The sequence below is a fragment of the Mesorhizobium sp. M1396 genome, from assembly GCF_040317725.1.
Taxonomy (GTDB): Bacteria; Pseudomonadota; Alphaproteobacteria; order Rhizobiales; family Rhizobiaceae; genus Mesorhizobium.
Genome location: NZ_JAMYLA010000031.1, coordinates 24,481 through 40,294 on the forward strand (window position 1 = coordinate 24,481; position 15,814 = coordinate 40,294).

The 15,814-nt window shown below is 64.8% G+C and carries 15 protein-coding genes and 1 riboswitch; of the genes, 8 read left to right on the top strand and 7 right to left on the bottom strand.

From position 1 onward, the window contains the following. From NKH02_RS20375 to NKH02_RS20400, 6 genes are read right to left on the bottom strand one after another with little or no spacing between them, the layout of a single operon-like run. Positions 1–1,290: an NADH-quinone oxidoreductase subunit E gene (locus tag NKH02_RS20375; RefSeq protein ID WP_352880996.1), complete on the bottom strand. Its 1,290-nt coding sequence runs from the start codon at positions 1,288–1,290 to the stop codon at positions 1–3. After that, the gene (locus tag NKH02_RS20380; RefSeq protein WP_023812387.1) at positions 1,291–2,481 is read right to left on the bottom strand and encodes an NADH-quinone oxidoreductase subunit D; all 1,191 of its coding nucleotides are present in this window, start codon (positions 2,479–2,481) and stop codon (positions 1,291–1,293) included. 48 nt (positions 2,482–2,529) lie between these two features. Continuing rightward, positions 2,530–2,919, bottom strand: coding sequence for a four helix bundle protein (locus NKH02_RS20385; RefSeq protein WP_352880998.1), 390 nt, complete (start codon positions 2,917–2,919; stop codon positions 2,530–2,532). Positions 2,920–2,940: 21 nt separating this feature from the next. After that, positions 2,941–3,543: an NADH-quinone oxidoreductase subunit C gene (locus tag NKH02_RS20390; protein ID WP_352880999.1), complete on the bottom strand. Its 603-nt coding sequence runs from the start codon at positions 3,541–3,543 to the stop codon at positions 2,941–2,943. Positions 3,544–3,547: 4 nt separating this feature from the next. Beyond that, positions 3,548–4,129, bottom strand: coding sequence for a NuoB/complex I 20 kDa subunit family protein (locus tag NKH02_RS20395; protein WP_352870961.1), 582 nt, complete (start codon positions 4,127–4,129; stop codon positions 3,548–3,550). Further along, positions 4,120–4,485, bottom strand: a complete 366-nt coding sequence (locus NKH02_RS20400; protein ID WP_010910112.1) for an NADH-quinone oxidoreductase subunit A — start codon at positions 4,483–4,485, stop codon at positions 4,120–4,122. Before NKH02_RS20400 ends, NKH02_RS20395 begins: the two co-directional genes overlap by 10 nt. 321 nt (positions 4,486–4,806) lie before the next feature. Between NKH02_RS20400 and NKH02_RS20405 the strand changes: the two genes are divergently transcribed. From NKH02_RS20405 to NKH02_RS20440, 8 genes are all read left to right on the top strand, one after another. Further along, a complete protein-coding gene (locus NKH02_RS20405; RefSeq protein ID WP_352881001.1) occupies positions 4,807–6,006 on the top strand; it encodes a winged helix-turn-helix domain-containing protein in 1,200 nt (399 codons plus the stop codon). Between the two features lie 31 nt (positions 6,007–6,037). Next, a riboswitch (cobalamin riboswitch) is annotated at positions 6,038–6,241 on the top strand. 38 nt (positions 6,242–6,279) lie between these two features. Then, entirely contained in the window at positions 6,280–6,714 is a 435-nt protein-coding gene (locus NKH02_RS20410; RefSeq protein WP_352870958.1) for a DUF1636 family protein, read from the top strand. Then, positions 6,711–7,748, top strand: a complete 1,038-nt coding sequence (cobW, locus tag NKH02_RS20415) for a cobalamin biosynthesis protein CobW (protein ID WP_352881003.1) — start codon at positions 6,711–6,713, stop codon at positions 7,746–7,748. Before NKH02_RS20410 ends, cobW begins: the two co-directional genes overlap by 4 nt. An 18-nt stretch (positions 7,749–7,766) precedes the next feature. Beyond that, positions 7,767–11,405: a cobaltochelatase subunit CobN gene (locus NKH02_RS20420; RefSeq protein WP_352881005.1), complete on the top strand. Its 3,639-nt coding sequence runs from the start codon at positions 7,767–7,769 to the stop codon at positions 11,403–11,405. Continuing rightward, positions 11,402–12,916, top strand: coding sequence for a precorrin-3B synthase (gene cobG / locus NKH02_RS20425; protein ID WP_502913842.1), 1,515 nt, complete (start codon positions 11,402–11,404; stop codon positions 12,914–12,916). Before NKH02_RS20420 ends, cobG begins: the two co-directional genes overlap by 4 nt. A gap of 2 nt (positions 12,917–12,918) precedes the next feature. Beyond that, the gene (locus NKH02_RS20430; RefSeq protein ID WP_352881006.1) at positions 12,919–13,551 is read left to right on the top strand and encodes a precorrin-8X methylmutase; all 633 of its coding nucleotides are present in this window, start codon (positions 12,919–12,921) and stop codon (positions 13,549–13,551) included. Next, positions 13,548–14,306, top strand: coding sequence for a precorrin-2 C(20)-methyltransferase (locus NKH02_RS20435; RefSeq protein ID WP_352881008.1), 759 nt, complete (start codon positions 13,548–13,550; stop codon positions 14,304–14,306). Before NKH02_RS20430 ends, NKH02_RS20435 begins: the two co-directional genes overlap by 4 nt. Continuing rightward, on the top strand, positions 14,303–15,067 hold the full coding sequence (locus NKH02_RS20440; protein WP_352881009.1) for a precorrin-3B C(17)-methyltransferase: 765 nt from the start codon (positions 14,303–14,305) through the stop codon (positions 15,065–15,067). The genes NKH02_RS20435 and NKH02_RS20440 overlap by 4 nt, the downstream gene beginning before the upstream one ends. On the opposite strand, the gene NKH02_RS20445 is transcribed toward NKH02_RS20440, so the two are convergent. After that, positions 15,031–15,813 carry a cobalt-precorrin-6A reductase gene (locus tag NKH02_RS20445; RefSeq protein ID WP_352881011.1) on the bottom strand — a complete coding sequence of 261 codons (783 nt, stop codon included), beginning with the start codon at positions 15,811–15,813 and terminating at the stop codon, positions 15,031–15,033. The genes NKH02_RS20440 and NKH02_RS20445 overlap by 37 nt on opposite strands. Between the last annotated feature and the right edge of the window lies 1 nt (position 15,814).

Below are 15,814 nucleotides of genomic sequence, written 5' to 3' on the forward strand. Positions count from 1 at the left end.
TCAGACCGGCTTCTTGCCGAAGACGCGGATGTATTCGGCGACGCCGCCCTTGGCCAGCGCCTTGGCCTGCTTGACCCAGTCGTCGCGGTCGATGCGGCCCTGGAAGGAGAGATAGCCGTCCACCCACTCGCGCTCCGCTTTCTTCCACGAAGCGACCTGCGCGAAGGTGAAGATGCCCAGCGAATGCAGGATGCCTTCGATCTTCGGCCCGACGCCGGAAATCAGCTTGAGGTCATCGACCAGCGCCGGCCTGTCGATACCGGCCGGACGGTTCTTGTCCTCGAGCGACGGTTTGGCCGGCTTGGCCGCCTTCGCGGCTGGCACCTTGACTTCCGGCGATTTGAAGGCAGAAGCCGGCTCGGCCTTGTTCTTGGGGCCACTGCGCTGCTTGGAAACCTGCTCGACCTCGGGGTCCGCCTTGTTGGCATTGGCGGCCGAATGCAACGGTGCCGAAACGCTCGCCGCCTTTTCAACGGCCGGCGCCACCTTGACCGGCGAAGGCGATTTCAGCGCAGGGCTGGTCTCCGGCGCATCGGTTTTCGGCTTGCTGGCCTTCGAAGGCCCAACCGGAGCGGCAGCCGCTATTGGTGCGACCGTGGCGATGATCGCATCAGGCGCCGCCTGGGCGGCCTTGGTCGCGGCCTTGGCTTCCCTGTCGCGGGTCGACTTGAGGATCGCCTTTTCACTCTTCAAGGTTGTGAGGCCGGAGGCCGGCTCCGAGCCGGTGCGGCCGTTCTGCGGCCCCGTTGGCACCGAGGCGCCCTTGCCGGCGCCGTAGAGATCGATGATCTCGGCCAGCCGTTCCGGCGTGAGGTCTTCGAAAGTGTCCTTGAAGATCATCACCATCGGCGCGTTGACGCAGGCGCCGAGGCATTCGACCTCTTCCCACGACAAGGTGCCCTTGTCGTTGGTGTGGAACTGGTCGTGGTGGATCTTCGACCGGCAGACATCCATCAGCGCTTCCGAGCCGCGCAGCATGCAGGGCGTGGTGCCGCAGACCTGGATATGCGCGCGGGTACCGACCGGATTCAGCTGGTACTGCGTGTAGAAGGTCGCGACCTCGAGCCCGCGGATACGGGGCATGCCGAGCATGTCGGAAATCGTCTCGATCGCCGCCTTGGTCACCCAGCCTTCCTGCTCCTGTGCTATCATCAGCAAGGGAATGATGGCCGACTGTTCGCGGCCCTTCGGGTACTTCTTGATCCATTGCTTCGCCGCTGCCGCGTTCGCCCGGTTGAAGGCGAAGGATGCTGGCTGGACGCTGGTTTCTGCGAGACGGCGGACTGACATTTAGCGATCGACCTCACCAAACACGATGTCGAGGGAGCCGAGAACGGCGGTGACGTCGGCCAGCATGTGGCCGCGGCAGAGGAAGTCCATCGCTTGCAGATGCGCGAAACCGGGGGCTCGCAGTTTGCAGCGGTAGGGCTTGTTGGAGCCGTCGGAGACCAGATAGACGCCGAACTCACCCTTCGGCGCCTCGACGGCAGCGTAGACCTCACCGGCCGGCACGCGGTAGCCTTCGGTATAGAGCTTGAAGTGATGGATCAGCGCTTCCATCGAGCGCTTCATCGCCTGGCGCTTGGGCGGCACCACCTTGCCGTCGAGGTTCGACACCGGGCCGGTGCTTTCCTTGCCGAGCAAGAGATCGACGCACTGGCGCATGATCTTCGCCGACTGGCGCATTTCTTCCATGCGTACGAGGTAACGGTCGAAGCAGTCGCCGTTCTTGCCGATCGGAATGTCGAAATCCATTTCCGAATAGCATTCATAGGGTTGCGACTTGCGCAGGTCCCAGGGCGCGCCCGAGCCGCGCACCATGACCCCGGAAAAGCCCCAGGCCCAGGCATCGGCCAGCGAGACGATGCCGATATCGACATTGCGCTGCTTGAAGATGCGGTTGCCGGTCAGCAACTGATCGAGGTCGTCGATCGACTTCAGGAACGGGTCGATCCACTTGCCGATATCCTCGACCAGCTTTTGCGGCAGGTCCTGGTGGACACCGCCGGGACGGAAATAGGCTGCATGCATGCGCGAGCCGGAGGCCCGCTCATAGAACACCATCAGCTTTTCGCGCTCGACGAAGCCCCACAGCGGCGGCGTCAGTGCACCGACGTCCATCGCCTGCGTCGTCACATTGAGGATGTGCGACATGATGCGGCCGATCTCGCAGTAGAGCACGCGGATCAGCTGCCCGCGCTTCGGCACCTCGATGCCGAGCAGCCGCTCGGCGGCCAGCGCGAAGGCGTGCTCCTGGTTCATCGGCGCGCAATAGTCGAGCCGGTCCAGATAGGGAATCGCCTGCAGATAGGTCTTGGCCTCGATCAGCTTTTCCGTGCCGCGATGCAAGAGCCCGATATGAGGATCGACGCGATCGACGACTTCGCCGTCCAGCTCCAGCACGAGGCGCAAAACACCATGCGCCGCAGGGTGTTGCGGGCCGAAATTGATGTTGAAGTTGCGGACGGAGGTCTCAGCCATGGATCGCCCTTGGCGATGAGTGAATGGTGAATGGTGAATGGTGAATGGTCATGCGCGTGCCCCATCCTGGTCCAGCGACCGAACGAACGAAACCAGCCTCTTGCCCAGCTTTGTGTAGCTCGGTTCCAGCTTCGCTGCCTGCTCCTGGGACAACAACCCGATCCGTATGCAAAGCATGGTATGTGTTTCCAGTTCCTTCAAAGAACCTTGTGCGATGCGAAGAAACTGAATGAACGTTCGTCGCTGTGCGCGACCAAACCCTTCCGCTATATTCGCCGGGATTGAGACTGCGCAGCGTCGCATCTGGGATGTGATTCCATACAATTCCTCGCGCGAAAACCCGCGCGTCAAAACATAGATTTCCTCGGCGATATCCATCGCCTCTTTCCAGACGATGAGATCGCGATAATCGCGTATAGCTTCCGGCGTCTTGTCCATTCACCATTCACTATTCACCATTCACTGCTTCGCTTTTTCGTCACCCGGCAGGACGTAATCAGTACCTTCCCACGGGGACAAAAAATCGAAATTGCGGAATTCCTGCTTCAGTTCCACAGGCTCGTAGATGACGCGCTTGGCTTCGTCGTCATAGCGCACTTCGACAAAGCCGGTCAGCGGGAAATCCTTGCGCAGCGGATGGCCTTCGAAACCGTAATCGGTCAACAGGCGGCGCAGATCGGGATGGCCGGAGAATAGCACGCCGTAGAGATCGTAGGCCTCGCGCTCGAACCAGTCGGCGCCGGGGAACACGCCGGTGATCGACGGCACCATGGTTTCCTCGTCGGCCTGCACCTTGACGCGGATGCGTACGTTCTGCTTCGGCGACAGGAGATGGTAGACGACGTCGAAGCGCTTGGCCCGCGACGGATAGTCGGCGCCGCAGACGTCGATGATCGAGATGAACTGGCAGCGCGCATCGTCGCGCAGGAAGGTTATCACCTCGACCAGATCGCGCGGCTCGACGTGAATGGTAAGCTCGCCATAGGCGATATCAGCGTCATTCACGCGGTCGATCAGCTTCTCGCCGAGATAGGTCGACAGTTCACTCAGGGATGCGGTCATGGATTTACCGTTCGATCGTGCCGGTGCGGCGGATCTTCTTCTGCAGCAGAAGGATGCCGTAAAGCAGCGCTTCGGCGCTCGGCGGGCAGCCGGGCACATAAATGTCGACCGGCACGATGCGATCGCAGCCGCGCACCACCGAATAGGAATAGTGGTAGTAGCCGCCGCCATTGGCGCAGGAGCCCATCGAGATGACGTAGCGCGGCTCCGGCATCTGGTCGTAGACCTTGCGCAGCGCCGGTGCCATCTTGTTGGTCAGCGTGCCGGCAACGATCATGATGTCGGACTGGCGCGGAGACGCGCGCGGCGCGACACCGAAGCGCTCGCTGTCATAGCGCGGCATCGAAGTGTGGATCATCTCGACCGCGCAGCAGGCAAGACCGAAGGTCATGAACATCAGCGAACCGCTGCGCGCCCAGGTGATCAGTGCCTCGGTCGAGGTGACGAGAAAGCCCTTGTCGGCCAGCTCATTGTTGATCTCGAGGAAGAAGGGATCGTCCGCCCCTACCGGCTGGCCGGTATTGGGATCGATGATACCTTTGGGCTTCGGCGCGACGAGGGTGCCTGAACTATCGTTCAATCCCATTCCAGCGCTCCTTTTTTCCATTCATAGGCAAAGCCGATGGTCAGCACCGCCAAAAACACCATCATCGACCAGAAGCCGAGCATGCCGATCTTCGAGAACGACACAGCCCACGGAAACAGGAAGGCCACTTCCAGGTCGAAGATGATGAACAGGATCGACACCAGGTAGAAGCGGATGTCGAATTTCATGCGGGCGTCATCGAACGAGTTGAAACCGCACTCGTAGGCGGAGAGCTTTTCGGGATCGGGATTGCGGTAGGCCACCAGGAAGGGCGCGGCCAGCAGCGCCAGGCCGACAACCAGCGCCACGCCGATGAACAGGACGATGGGCAGGTATGAGCTCAAGAGTGCGTTCATGCTCGGCTTTCCGTTGGCGCCAATCCACGTTGATTACAGCACCGGACCCTAATGCGGAAGCGTGACAGTTTAACCGCTGAACCGTTTTAAGGGCCTATGCTGCAACGCGGCGAGGGTTAGCGCAGCACTTCCAGCGAAGCAAGTCAAACCTTGTTCAAAAGACCGACCTGGACGGCATATCGCGGCAAACTGGTCCGATCCGCTCTTGTTTGATTTCCTTCGCTTTTTACTCCACTTTTCTCTCCTGACATGGTTGCCGCCAAAACCCTGCTAGCATCGGCCGGAATCACCCCCTCAAATCGCCCTCAGAGTGACGCCTGCATGAAGGAAAAGATTTCGCTCCCCATGGCCCGGCGCATCGCGCTTGCCGCCCAAGGGTTTCTCGATCCCCGCCCAATCGGCACGCCGAACCGCCGGCACTTCGCCCGGGTACTGGCCCGCACCGGCCTGCTGCAGATCGATTCCGTCAGCGCGGTGGTGCGCGCCCATTATATGCCGCTCTATTCGCGCCTTGGCCCCTACCCGCTCGCTCTGCTCGACAACGCGGCCGTGACGCGCAAGCGCACGGTGTTCGAATACTGGGCGCACGAGGCTTCCTTCCTGCCGGTCGAGACATACCCGCTGATGCGCTGGCGCATGGAACGGGCCGAGCGCGGCGATGAGATGTATCTGGGCCTCGCCAAATGGGGCCGCGAACACGCCGCCTATATCGAAGAGATCTACCGCCATGTCGCCGATCGCGGCCCGATCGCCGCTTCCGCGCTCGAAGGCCAGAAGGGCTCGGGCGGCTGGTGGGGCTGGAGCCACTCCAAGCATGCCTTCGAATGGCTGTTCTGGGCCGGGCGCATCACCACTGCGCACCGTCGCGGTTTCGAACGCTTCTATGATCTGCCCGAGCGTGTGCTGCCGCAGGCGATCCTCGATCTGCCGGTGCCGGCCGCCGAGGACGCGCACCGCGAATTGCTGCGCATTTCGGCCCGCGCCCACGGCATCGCGACATCAGGCGATTTGCGCGACTACTTTCGGCTGTCGCCGGCGGACATGAAGGGCCGGCTGGAGGAACTGGTCGAAACAGGCGAGCTTTTGCCGGTGCGTGTCGAAGGCTGGGACAAGCCGGCTTATCTTCACCGGGACGCCCGCCTGCCACGCAAGGTCGAGGCCCGAGCCTTGCTGGCGCCGTTCGATCCGGTCGTCTTCGAGCGGTCGCGCACCGAGCGTCTCTTCGACTTCCACTACCGCATCGAGATCTACACGCCGGCCGACAAGCGGCAATACGGCTATTACGTCCTGCCGTTCCTGCTCGGCGACAGGATCGTGGCGCGCGTCGATCTCAAGGCCGACCGGCCGGCCAGCGTGCTGCGCGTCCACGCCGCTTACGCCGAAGCTGGCGCCCCGCCGCGGACCGCCGCCGAACTGTTCGAGGAATTGAAGCAGATGCAGGGCTGGCTCGGCCTCGAACACATCGAAGTGACGTCCGCCGGTGACTTGGGTCCGGCGTTGGCCGACCTAACCGTGTCGTAAGCTCGCGTTGACACCGCTACCCGCAAAAGCCTAAATCCCGGTCGAGACGGTCTCTTCTCTTCAACGAGAGGAGCCAAGAGGGAATGCGGTGAGGGATATCTGTCCCAAATCCGCGGCTGTCCCCGCAACTGTAAGCGAAGAGCCAAGGCCTAAAGCCACTGGGATGGTCCCGGGAAGGCGGCTACCAAGGCGATGACCCGCGAGCCAGGAGACCTGCCGTCCGCGACTATAGAATCCGATCGCCCGGCGGGTTTCCGGGCAAGGAGCCGATCTTTGGACCACGACAGCAGTTTTTCGGCTGGCACAGCGGATGTTTCGTCCGGGCATGATGATGCGTTGGCCGGCGTCACCGTGATCGTCTGCGCCTCCTGTCGCGACGAGACCGGCTCCGACGCCCATCCTCGCGCCGGCGAACTGCTGGCGGACGACACGCGCCGCGCCGCATCTGGCGACAACATTCGCGTCCGCGGCGTTGAATGCCTCGGCAATTGCAAGCGACGTCTCAGCGCCGCCATCCTGCGCGACGGCTGCTGGAGCTATGTCTTCGGTGACCTGACCGCGACCAGCGGCGCCGACCTCGTTACCGGCGCCAAGCTCTTCGCCACCTCGACCGACGGCCTGATCCCGTGGCGCGGCCGACCCGACAGCCTGAAGCGCGGCCTCGTTGCCCGCATCCCTCCACTCGACATGCTGAAGGACTTGAAATGACAGTTTCCGTCTCCCGTGTTCCGTGCACCGTCGTCACCGGCTTTCTCGGCGCCGGCAAGACGACGCTGGTCCGCCATCTCCTGGAAAACGCCGGCGGCAAGCGTATTGCTATCATCGTCAATGAATTCGGCGACATCGGCATCGATGGCGAGATCCTGAAAGGCTGCGGCATCGATACCTGCCCGGAGGAAAACATCGTCGAACTGGCCAATGGCTGCATCTGCTGCACCGTCGCCGACGACTTCGTCCCGGCGCTCGACCAGATCCTGGCGTTGACGCCGAGGGTCGACCATATCCTGATCGAGACCTCGGGCCTGGCGCTGCCCAAGCCGCTGGTCCAGGCTTTCCAGTGGCCAAGCGTGAAGAGCCGCGTCACCGTCGATGGTGTGATCGCCGTGGTCGACGGCCCGGCGCTGGCCGACGGCCGCGTCGCCAACGACATGGATGCCTTGCAGGCGCAGCGCACCCAGGATGAGACGCTCGATCACGACGATCCGGTCGAGGAGGTGTTCGAGGACCAGATCGCCTGCGCCGACCTGATCATCCTGTCGAAGAGCGACCTGATGGACGCAGCCGGCACCGCCCGCGCCAATGCCATCATCAACGAACACTCCGCTCGCGCGGTGAAGATCGTGCCGACGTCGCACGGCAAGGTCGATCCCTCGGTGCTGCTCGGCCTGGGTCTGGCCGTCGAGGATGACATCGAAAACCGCAAGTCCCATCATGACGGCGCATTCGACCATGAGCATGACGACTTCGATACGTTCATCGTCGACATTGCCTCGATCGCCAATCCCGATGAACTGGCAAAGCGCGTCGCCACCGCCGCCGAGGAAGAAAACGTGCTGCGCGTAAAGGGCTTCGTCGAGGTCGGCGGCAAGCCGATGCGGCTGCTGCTGCAGGCCGTCGGGCCGCGCGTCAACCACTACTATGACCGCGCCTGGACCGCCACGGACGACCGCCGCTCGCGCCTCGTCGTCATCGGCCTCAAGGGGCTGAACCGCCCGGCTATCGAGCGTATACTCGCCGGCTGATTTCGGACACGGGTCGCGATGCACATCCTAACCACGACATCCGCCTCGCTCGACGACCTCGCCGAGCCGGTCGATCTGCGGCAGATGCCGGCGGATATTGTGGCCCTGTCCTTCACCGACAGCGATCTCGCCGGACTGGCAGCGGCCTGGAAGGCCGATGCCGGCCGCCTGCCCTCGATGCGGCTGGCCGCCCTGCGTGATCTGCGCCATCCCATGTCCGTCGACCTCTGGGTCGACAGCGTCGCCCGCCACGCCAAAATCATCCTCGTCCGCATCCTCGGCGGCTACGACTGGTGGCGCTACGGCTGCGACCAGCTTGCCTCGACCGCCCGCGAGCGCGGCATAAAACTGGCGCTGCTGCCCGGCGAATGCCGCGACGAGGATCTGCGCCTGATCGAAGCCTCGACGCTGCCGCGCGAAGAACTCGACGGCCTGCTCGACTATTTCCGCGAGGGCGGCCCGACGAATATGAGCGCGCTGATGCGGAGGCTGGCAAGGTTGGCGGGGTCTGATGCGGACGTAGCAGAGCCGGTCGCAGTGCCGAAAGCCGGTTACTACGACCCCGAACGCGGCGTCGTCCCCCTCCCCCTCGAGGGGAGGGTCCGGCCGCAGGCCGGGGGTGGGGTCCTCTCCGCAGCGCGCCGGCTCAAAGAGACGTCGAGTCCGGTCGTACCGACCCCACCCGGCCCTTCGGGCCACCCTCCCCTCGAGGGGGAGGGAAAGGTCGTGCCGATCCTGTTCTACCGCTCGATGCTGCTCGCCGCTGATGTCGCGCCCATCGATGCGCTGTTTGACGCTCTGCGGCAGCGTGGCATCAACCCGATCCCCATCTTCGTCTCCAGCCTCAAAGACCCAACGTCACTCGCCTTTGTCGAGACCGCGCTTGCCGCGCTGAAACCCTCTGCAATCATCACCGCGACCGCTTTCGCCTCCGGTGCCGAACCTGACGTCGAAACCCTGTTCGACAGAGCAGGCGTGCCTGTCTTCCAGGTTATCGTCGCCACCACCCGCCGCGACATCTGGCAGAACAACCAGCGCGGCCTGGCGCCCGCCGACCTTGCCATGCATGTCGTGCTGCCCGAACTCGACGGCCGCATCCTCGCCGGCGCCATTTCCTTCAAGGGCGAGAGCGAGGTCGACCCGGCACTCGGCCACCGCGCCTTCGCCAACCGGCCGGAAGCGGATCGCGTGGCGCAGGTGGCTGATCGTGTAGCGGCCTTTATCCGCCTACGGGAGACGCCCCGCGCGACGCGCAAGCTGGCCATTCTGATTCCGGACTATCCCAGTGCCCCGGGCCGCACCGGCTATGCCGTTGGCCTCGACGTGCCATCCAGCGTGCTGGCCATGCTGCATGATCTGAGGGAGCAGGGTTATGGTGTTGAGGGGATTCCGGAGACGCCGCGTGGGTTGCTGGGGCTGCTGGCGCGGAGCGGCGAAGGGCTGGGGCTGGAAGACTATGTTGGGTTCTCAAAAGAGTTGCCCGCCGAGGCAATCACAGCCGTAGAAGCCGCTTGGGGCAAGGCTGAAGGCGAGACAGGTTTGCGCGAGGCACCCCCCTCTGTCCTGCCGGACATCTCCCCCGCAAGGGGGGAGATTGGCAGTTCCGCCGCCGTCGCTCATTCTGCGACGTTCGTAGTTGGCGAAAGCAGCAGTGACAGCTCAATCTCCCCCCTTGCGGGGGAGATGTCCGGCAGGACAGAGGGGGGTGTTCAAGCGCACACCTCTGCCAAATTCTCCTTCCGCGCCGCAACCTTCGGCAACGTCACCGTTGCACTTGCCCCAGACCGCGGCCGTTCAGCCGACCGTCGCGCCGATTACCACGACCCGACACTACCGCCGCGCCATGCACTGATCGCCTTCGGTCTGTGGCTGCGCAAATCGCTCGGCGTTCATGCGCTGGTCCATGTCGGCGCCCATGGCACGCTGGAATGGCTGCCTGGCAAGACAGTTGCGCTCTCGGAAAACTGCTTTCCCGAGATCGTCACCGGTCCCCTGCCCGTGATCTATCCGTTCATCGTCTCCAACCCCGGCGAAGCGGCACAGGCCAAGCGGCGCATCGCCGCCGTCACGCTTGGCCATCTGCCGCCGCCGCTGACCGGTGCCGGCTTGGATGAAGACCAGCACAAGCTGGAAAGGCTGGTCGACGAATACGCCCAGGCCGACGGGCTCGACCGCCGCCGCCGCGACCGTCTGGCCAAGCTTATCGTCGACACCGCGCAAAAGACCGGCCTCGCCTCCGAAGCCGGCGTCGCCAGGACCGACGCGCCGGACGAGGCGCTGCGCCGCATCGACGCCTGGCTCTGCGACCTCAAGGATTTCGCTATCAAGGATGGGCTGCATATCTATGGCCGCGCCCCCGAGGACGAGCCCGACGCCATGCGCCGCCAAAGCGCGCAAGCCGAGAAGATGGCGCTGCTAGCGGCGCTCGATGGCCGCCACGTCAAGGCCGGTCCGGCCGGAGCGCCCGCGCGGGGGCGCTCCGATGTGCTGCCCACCGGCCGTAATTTGTTCACGTCGGACCCACGCACCATGCCGACGCCGACCGCTTATGATCTGGGCAAGGCGGCGGCGGAGGAAGTCGTGCGCGGCTACATGCAGTCGCATGGCGACTGGCCGCGCTCGCTGGTCATCGACCTCTGGGGCTCGGCATCGCTGCGCACTGGCGGCGAGGAGATCGCGCAAGGCCTGGCACTGATGGGCTGCCGGCCACAGTGGGACTCGGCGACCGGCCGCATCACCGGCATCGAGGTGCTGCCGCCGGCTGCCCTCGGAAGGCCGCGCGTCGACGTCACCTGGCGTATCTCCGGCCTGTTCCGCGACATGTTCCCGACGCAGATCGCGCTGATCGATGCCGCCGCCAACGCGGTTGCCGCGCGCGACGAGGAGGATTCTGAAAACCCGCTCGCGGCCAAAACCCGTGCCGATGGCAGAATCAGCCCGCGCATCTTCGGCACCTCGCCCGGCACCTATGGCGCCGGCGTCGAGGATCTGCTGTCGAGCGGCGACTGGGCGGCACGCGAGGAGATCGGCCGCGCCTATCTCGACGCCACATCGCATGCCTATGGAGGCGCGGAGGGCGAAGGCATCTCGGCGCCCGGCGCCTTCGAGGGCCGCATCGCCGAGGCCGATCTTCTCGTCCACACCGGCGACGACCCCGGCCGCGACATTCTCGAAGGCTCCGCCGATGTCGCCTTCATCGGCGGGTTTTCGGCCGCCCTTGCGGCGCTCGGCAGGAATGCCGACGTCATCGTGCTCGACACCACGGACCCGCAAAAGCCGAAGCCCCGCTCGGTCAGCGAGGCCGTATCGCGGGTGGTTCGCGCCCGCGCCGTCAATCCGCGCTTCATATCAGGCCAGATGCGCCACGGCCCGCGCGGCGCCTCCGAATTCGCCGAAACGGTCGACCGGCTGGTCGGCTTTGCCGAAACCACGCATGCCATATCGGGAACGCTGATCGAAGCCGTGCATGACGCCTATCTGGGCGATCCGGCTGTTCGCGCCTTCATCCTGCGCGAGAACCCCGCCGCCGCAAAAGTCATCGCCGAGCGCTTCCTGTCGGCGCGCCGGCGGGGCCTCTGGCATCCCTTGCGCAATTCCATAGACGACGATCTCACGGCCCTGATTGCCGAGGCGGAAGCGCTTGGGGTGGCGGCATGAACGCCTTCTCGCGTCGCGGCGCCTGCCCGGCTCTGGCAGCGCCCATGCAGACCGGCGATGGCCTGCTGGTGCGGCTCAACCCGGTCGCTGGAGGCCCATCTTCCGGAGGGTTGTCGCCGAAGCTTTTGATCGAACTTGCCCAATCCGCTTTGCGTCATGGCAACGGCATCATGGAAGTGACAGCGCGCGGCAGCCTGCAGATACGCGGGCTGACGGCGGAAAGCGCCGCGTTGCTGGCAACGGAGGTCGATGCGCTGGGCATTGCGGTGCGCACCGGTGTGCCGGTCGAGACCGGGCCGCTTGCCGGCATCGATCCTCAGGAGATCGCCGATCCGCGGCCTTTGGCGGAACGGATCAGGGCAGCGGTCGAAGAGGCCGGGCTGACGGAACGGCTCGGCCCGAAGGTTTCGGTTGTCGTGGATGGGGCTGGGCAGCTTGGGCTGGATTCGGTGACCGCCGATATCAGGCTGAAGGCGGTGCGCATCGATGCCGGAGTTCGGTGGCGGGTGTCTGTCGCGGGTGATGGGCAGAACGCGAAGCCGCTCGTCATCGTAGAAGACGATGCTGCGCGCGATATCGCTGTGGCTACGCTGAGGATGGTTGCCGAGAAAGGCCGCGAGGCTCATGGGAGGGATTTGTCGGAGAGGCAGTTGGCTTCTCTCGCAGGTTGGCATTCCTTCACACCCCCCTCTGTCCTGCCGGACATCTCCCCCGCAAGGGGGGAGATTGCGCTGTCGTCAATGATTTCGCCAATCACCAACGTTGTGCGAATCGCTGAGGCTGCAAAAGGAGTGCCGGCGCTGGAACTGCCGATCTCCCCCCTTGCGGGGGAGATGTCCGGCAGGACAGAGGGGGGTGTGAAGGATCTCCGACCCATCGGGCTTTTCCCTTTGAGCGGCCATGCCATCGCCCTCGGCATCGCTCTCCCCTACGGCAGCATGCCGGCGGACAAGATCATCGGCCTCGCCCAAAACGCCCTCACCCTCGGCACAACCGAAATCCGCCTCGCCCCCGGCCGCGCCTTGCTTCTCCTGGGCCAACCGGCGGCCGCCAGCCAATCTCTCCAGCAGACAGCCGCCACCCTCGGCTTCGTCACCTCTCCCACCGACCCGCGCACGCGCATTGCCGCTTGTCCTGGCACGCCGGCCTGCGGTTCCGGCCGGATCGCCACGCGCGACATCGCCGAGACGATCGCCGCCGAAAACGCCGACATTCTCGACTTCACGCTGCACATTTCCGGCTGTGCCAAGGGCTGCGCCCACCCCGGCCCGACGGCACTGACGGTGGTCGGCGGCGAAAACGGAGCCGGACTTGTCGTGAACGCGACGGCGAAGGGTCTTCCTGCCGGCTACAGGCCGGGCTATGACGCCGCACGTGGCATCGGCCACGTCGCGGCAATGATCCGCAGCGAACGATATCAAGGCGAAACCGCCGCCGCTTGCCTGACAAGGCTCGGGCCAGACGGTATCGCCGAGGCTTACCGACAGGCCCGAACTTACCAACAGGAATGAGCATGGCCGCCTACGACTACATCCATGACGGCACGGCGATCTACGAGCGCTCCTTCGCCATCATCCGCGCCGAGGCTGATCTTTCGCGCTTCTCCGAAGCCGAGGCCGATGTCGCCATCCGCATGATCCATGCCTGCGGTCAGGTCGAAGCATCAAGTCATTTCGTGTTCTCCACCGATTTCGTCGCCGCCGCGCGCACCGCTCTGGCGGCTGGCGCACCGATCTTCTGCGACGCTGAGATGGTCTCGCATGGCGTCACCCGCGCCAGGCTGCCGGCCGGCAACGAGGTGATCTGTACCTTGCGCGACCCGCTCACGCACGGCATTGCCAGGGAGATCGGCAACACCCGTTCGGCCGCCGCGATCGATTTGTGGGGCGAGCGCATGGCGGGGTCAGTGGTCGCCATCGGCAATGCACCGACCGCACTGTTTTATCTCCTGGAAAAACTGCGCGACGGGGCGCCGAAGCCGGCGGCCATCATCGGCATGCCGGTCGGCTTCGTTGGCGCGGCCGAATCCAAGGATGCATTGGCCGAGAATTCCTACGGCGTTCCCTATGCCATCGTGCGCGGCCGGCTTGGCGGCAGCGCCATGACTGCCGCCGCGCTCAATTCGTTGGCGAGGCCTGGCCTGTGAACGCACTTGTCAAAGGTCGTCTCGTTGGCGTCGGCACCGGTCCCGGTGACCCCGAGCTGCTGACGCTGAAGGCCGCGCGGACTCTGGCCGAGGCCGATGTCGTGGCGTATTTCGCCAAGCGTGGCAACAACAGCAACGCGCGCGCCATCGTCGAGGCCCAGTTCCGGCCTGAAATGACGGAACTGCCGTTGCTCTACCCTGTCACCACGGAAATCGACAAGGATCACGACGACTACCGGTCGCAGATCACGGCTTTCTACGAGGAGTCGGCCGAGAAGGTCGCCGAGCACCTCCAGGCAGGCCGAATGGTTGCCGTGCTGTCCGAAGGTGACCCGCTTTTCTACGGCTCCTACATGCATCTGCATGTGCGCCTTGCCCATCGCTTCCCCACAGAAGTCATTCCCGGAATCACCGCGATGTCCGGCTGCTGGTCGCAGACTGGTGTTCCGATCGTCCAGGGCGATGACGTTCTGACCGTGCTGCCGGGCACGATGAGCGAGTTCGAGTTGACCCGCCGGCTGGCCGACACCGATGCCGCCGTCATCATGAAGGTCGGCCGCAACCTGCCTAAGATCAGGCGGGCGCTGGAAGCCACCGGCAAGCTGACGCGCGCCGTCTATATCGAGCGCGGCACCATGGCCGGCAGCGTCTCGATGAAGCTTGCCGACAAACAAGACGACAAGGCCCCCTATTTCGCCATCGTGCTGGTCGCCGGCTGGTCCGGCCGGCCCGGCGTCTTGGGAGCGCAGGCATGAGCGGCCGTCTCACCGTCATCGGCCTCGGGCCTGGCAATGCCGATCAGGTCACGCCGGAAGCCAGCCGTGCCGTCGCCGAGGCCAAATTCTTTTACGGCTACAAACCCTATCTCGATCGGCTGGAACTGCGCCCGGACCAGACCCGCGTGGCTTCCGACAATCGCGAGGAACTTGCCCGCTCCAAGGACGCACTGGTCAAAGCCGCCGAGGGCCATGACGTCGCTGTCGTCTCCGGCGGCGATCCCGGGGTGTTCGCCATGGCGGCGGCCGTCTGCGAGGCGATCGAGGCCGGCCCGGCCGAATGGCGCACGGTCGATGTCGCCGTCGTGCCCGGCATCACCGCCATGCTTGCCGTTGCCGCCCGCATCGGCGCGCCGCTCGGCCATGATTTCTGCGCCATCTCGCTGTCCGACAATCTGAAGCCGTGGGAACTGATCGAGCTGCGCCTGCTGGCGGCGGCCGGCGCCGGCTTCGTCATCGCGCTCTACAATCCGATCAGCAAGGCGCGCCCCTGGCAGCTCGGCCGCGCCTTTGAATGCCTGACCGCGATCCTGCCTGGCACCACGCCGGTGATTTTCGGCCGCGCCGCCGGCCGCCCGGACGAGCGCATCGAGGTCTATCTGCTGGCGGACGTCGACGCGCAAAAGGCCGACATGGCCACCTGCATCATCATCGGCTCGCCGGAAACCAGGATCATCAAGCGCGCGGAGAAACCGGCGCTGGTCTACACGCCCCGTTCGGCAGCGGGCTCGACAAAATGATCGACCCCAAATTGATCAACAATGGCGGCCAGCGCTTCGACGGTTTCAGCCGAAGGCACATCCGGCAGATCAGGTCGTCGGATCATGATCACCTCGATGCCAAGCGCCCGCGCCGCGGCGATCTTGCCATAGGTCGCCTCACCGCCGCTGTTCTTGGACACGATGACATCGATGCGATGCTCTTCGAGCAGAGCGCGTTCGTCGGGCTCGCGAAACGGCCCTCGGGCCAGAAGATAGCGCGCATCCGGCACCGCCAGCCTCGGCTCGACCGGGTCGACGCTGCGAACGAGATAGTGGTGCTGGGACGCTGCTTCGAAGGCGGCGACCTCTTGCCGGCCGAGCGCCAGGAAAACGCGGCGCGGCGCGGGACCCAGCGCTTGCACGGCGTCGCCGACCGTATCGACCTGCGTCCAGCGGTCGCCCTCGACAATCTCCCAGCCCGGGCGCCGCAGGGCAAGGATCGGCACCCCGGCCGCGCGCGCGGCTTGCGCGGCATTGGCGGAGATTTGCGCCGCATAGGGATGCGTGGCGTCGATCATCAGGTCGACGCCCGTCTCCCGGAGATAGGCGGCCAGCCCATCGGCACCGCCAAAGCCTCCGCTTCGTACAGGCACGCCCTGCGCAACCGGGCTCTCGGTGCGCCCAGCCAGCGAGAGCGTGATCGACAGATCGGCGCGCTCGGTCAGTTTTCCAGCCAGTTGCCGGGCTTCCGTGGTACCGCCGAGGATCAGAATGCGGTGGGTCATC

Bases quoted from the DNA above. Each gene is read 5' to 3' on its own strand.
- NKH02_RS20395 (WP_352870961.1), bottom strand. From the start codon at position 4,129: ATGGGATTGAACGATAGTTCAGGCACCCTCGTCGCGCCGAAGCCCAAA.
- NKH02_RS20390 (WP_352880999.1), bottom strand. From the start codon at position 3,543: ATGACCGCATCCCTGAGTGAACTGTCGACCTATCTCGGCGAGAAGCTG.
- cobG (WP_502913842.1), top strand. From the start codon at position 11,402: ATGAACGCCTTCTCGCGTCGCGGCGCCTGCCCGGCTCTGGCAGCGCCC.
- NKH02_RS20400 (WP_010910112.1), bottom strand. From the start codon at position 4,485: ATGAACGCACTCTTGAGCTCATACCTGCCCATCGTCCTGTTCATCGGC.
- NKH02_RS20445 (WP_352881011.1), bottom strand. From the start codon at position 15,813: ATGACCCACCGCATTCTGATCCTCGGCGGTACCACGGAAGCCCGGCAA.
- NKH02_RS20405 (WP_352881001.1), top strand. From the start codon at position 4,807: ATGAAGGAAAAGATTTCGCTCCCCATGGCCCGGCGCATCGCGCTTGCC.
- NKH02_RS20430 (WP_352881006.1), top strand. From the start codon at position 12,919: ATGGCCGCCTACGACTACATCCATGACGGCACGGCGATCTACGAGCGC.
- NKH02_RS20375 (WP_352880996.1), bottom strand. From the start codon at position 1,290: ATGTCAGTCCGCCGTCTCGCAGAAACCAGCGTCCAGCCAGCATCCTTC.
- NKH02_RS20385 (WP_352880998.1), bottom strand. From the start codon at position 2,919: ATGGACAAGACGCCGGAAGCTATACGCGATTATCGCGATCTCATCGTC.
- NKH02_RS20380 (WP_023812387.1), bottom strand. From the start codon at position 2,481: ATGGCTGAGACCTCCGTCCGCAACTTCAACATCAATTTCGGCCCGCAA.
- NKH02_RS20440 (WP_352881009.1), top strand. From the start codon at position 14,303: ATGAGCGGCCGTCTCACCGTCATCGGCCTCGGGCCTGGCAATGCCGAT.
- cobW (WP_352881003.1), top strand. From the start codon at position 6,711: ATGACAGTTTCCGTCTCCCGTGTTCCGTGCACCGTCGTCACCGGCTTT.
- NKH02_RS20420 (WP_352881005.1), top strand. From the start codon at position 7,767: ATGCACATCCTAACCACGACATCCGCCTCGCTCGACGACCTCGCCGAG.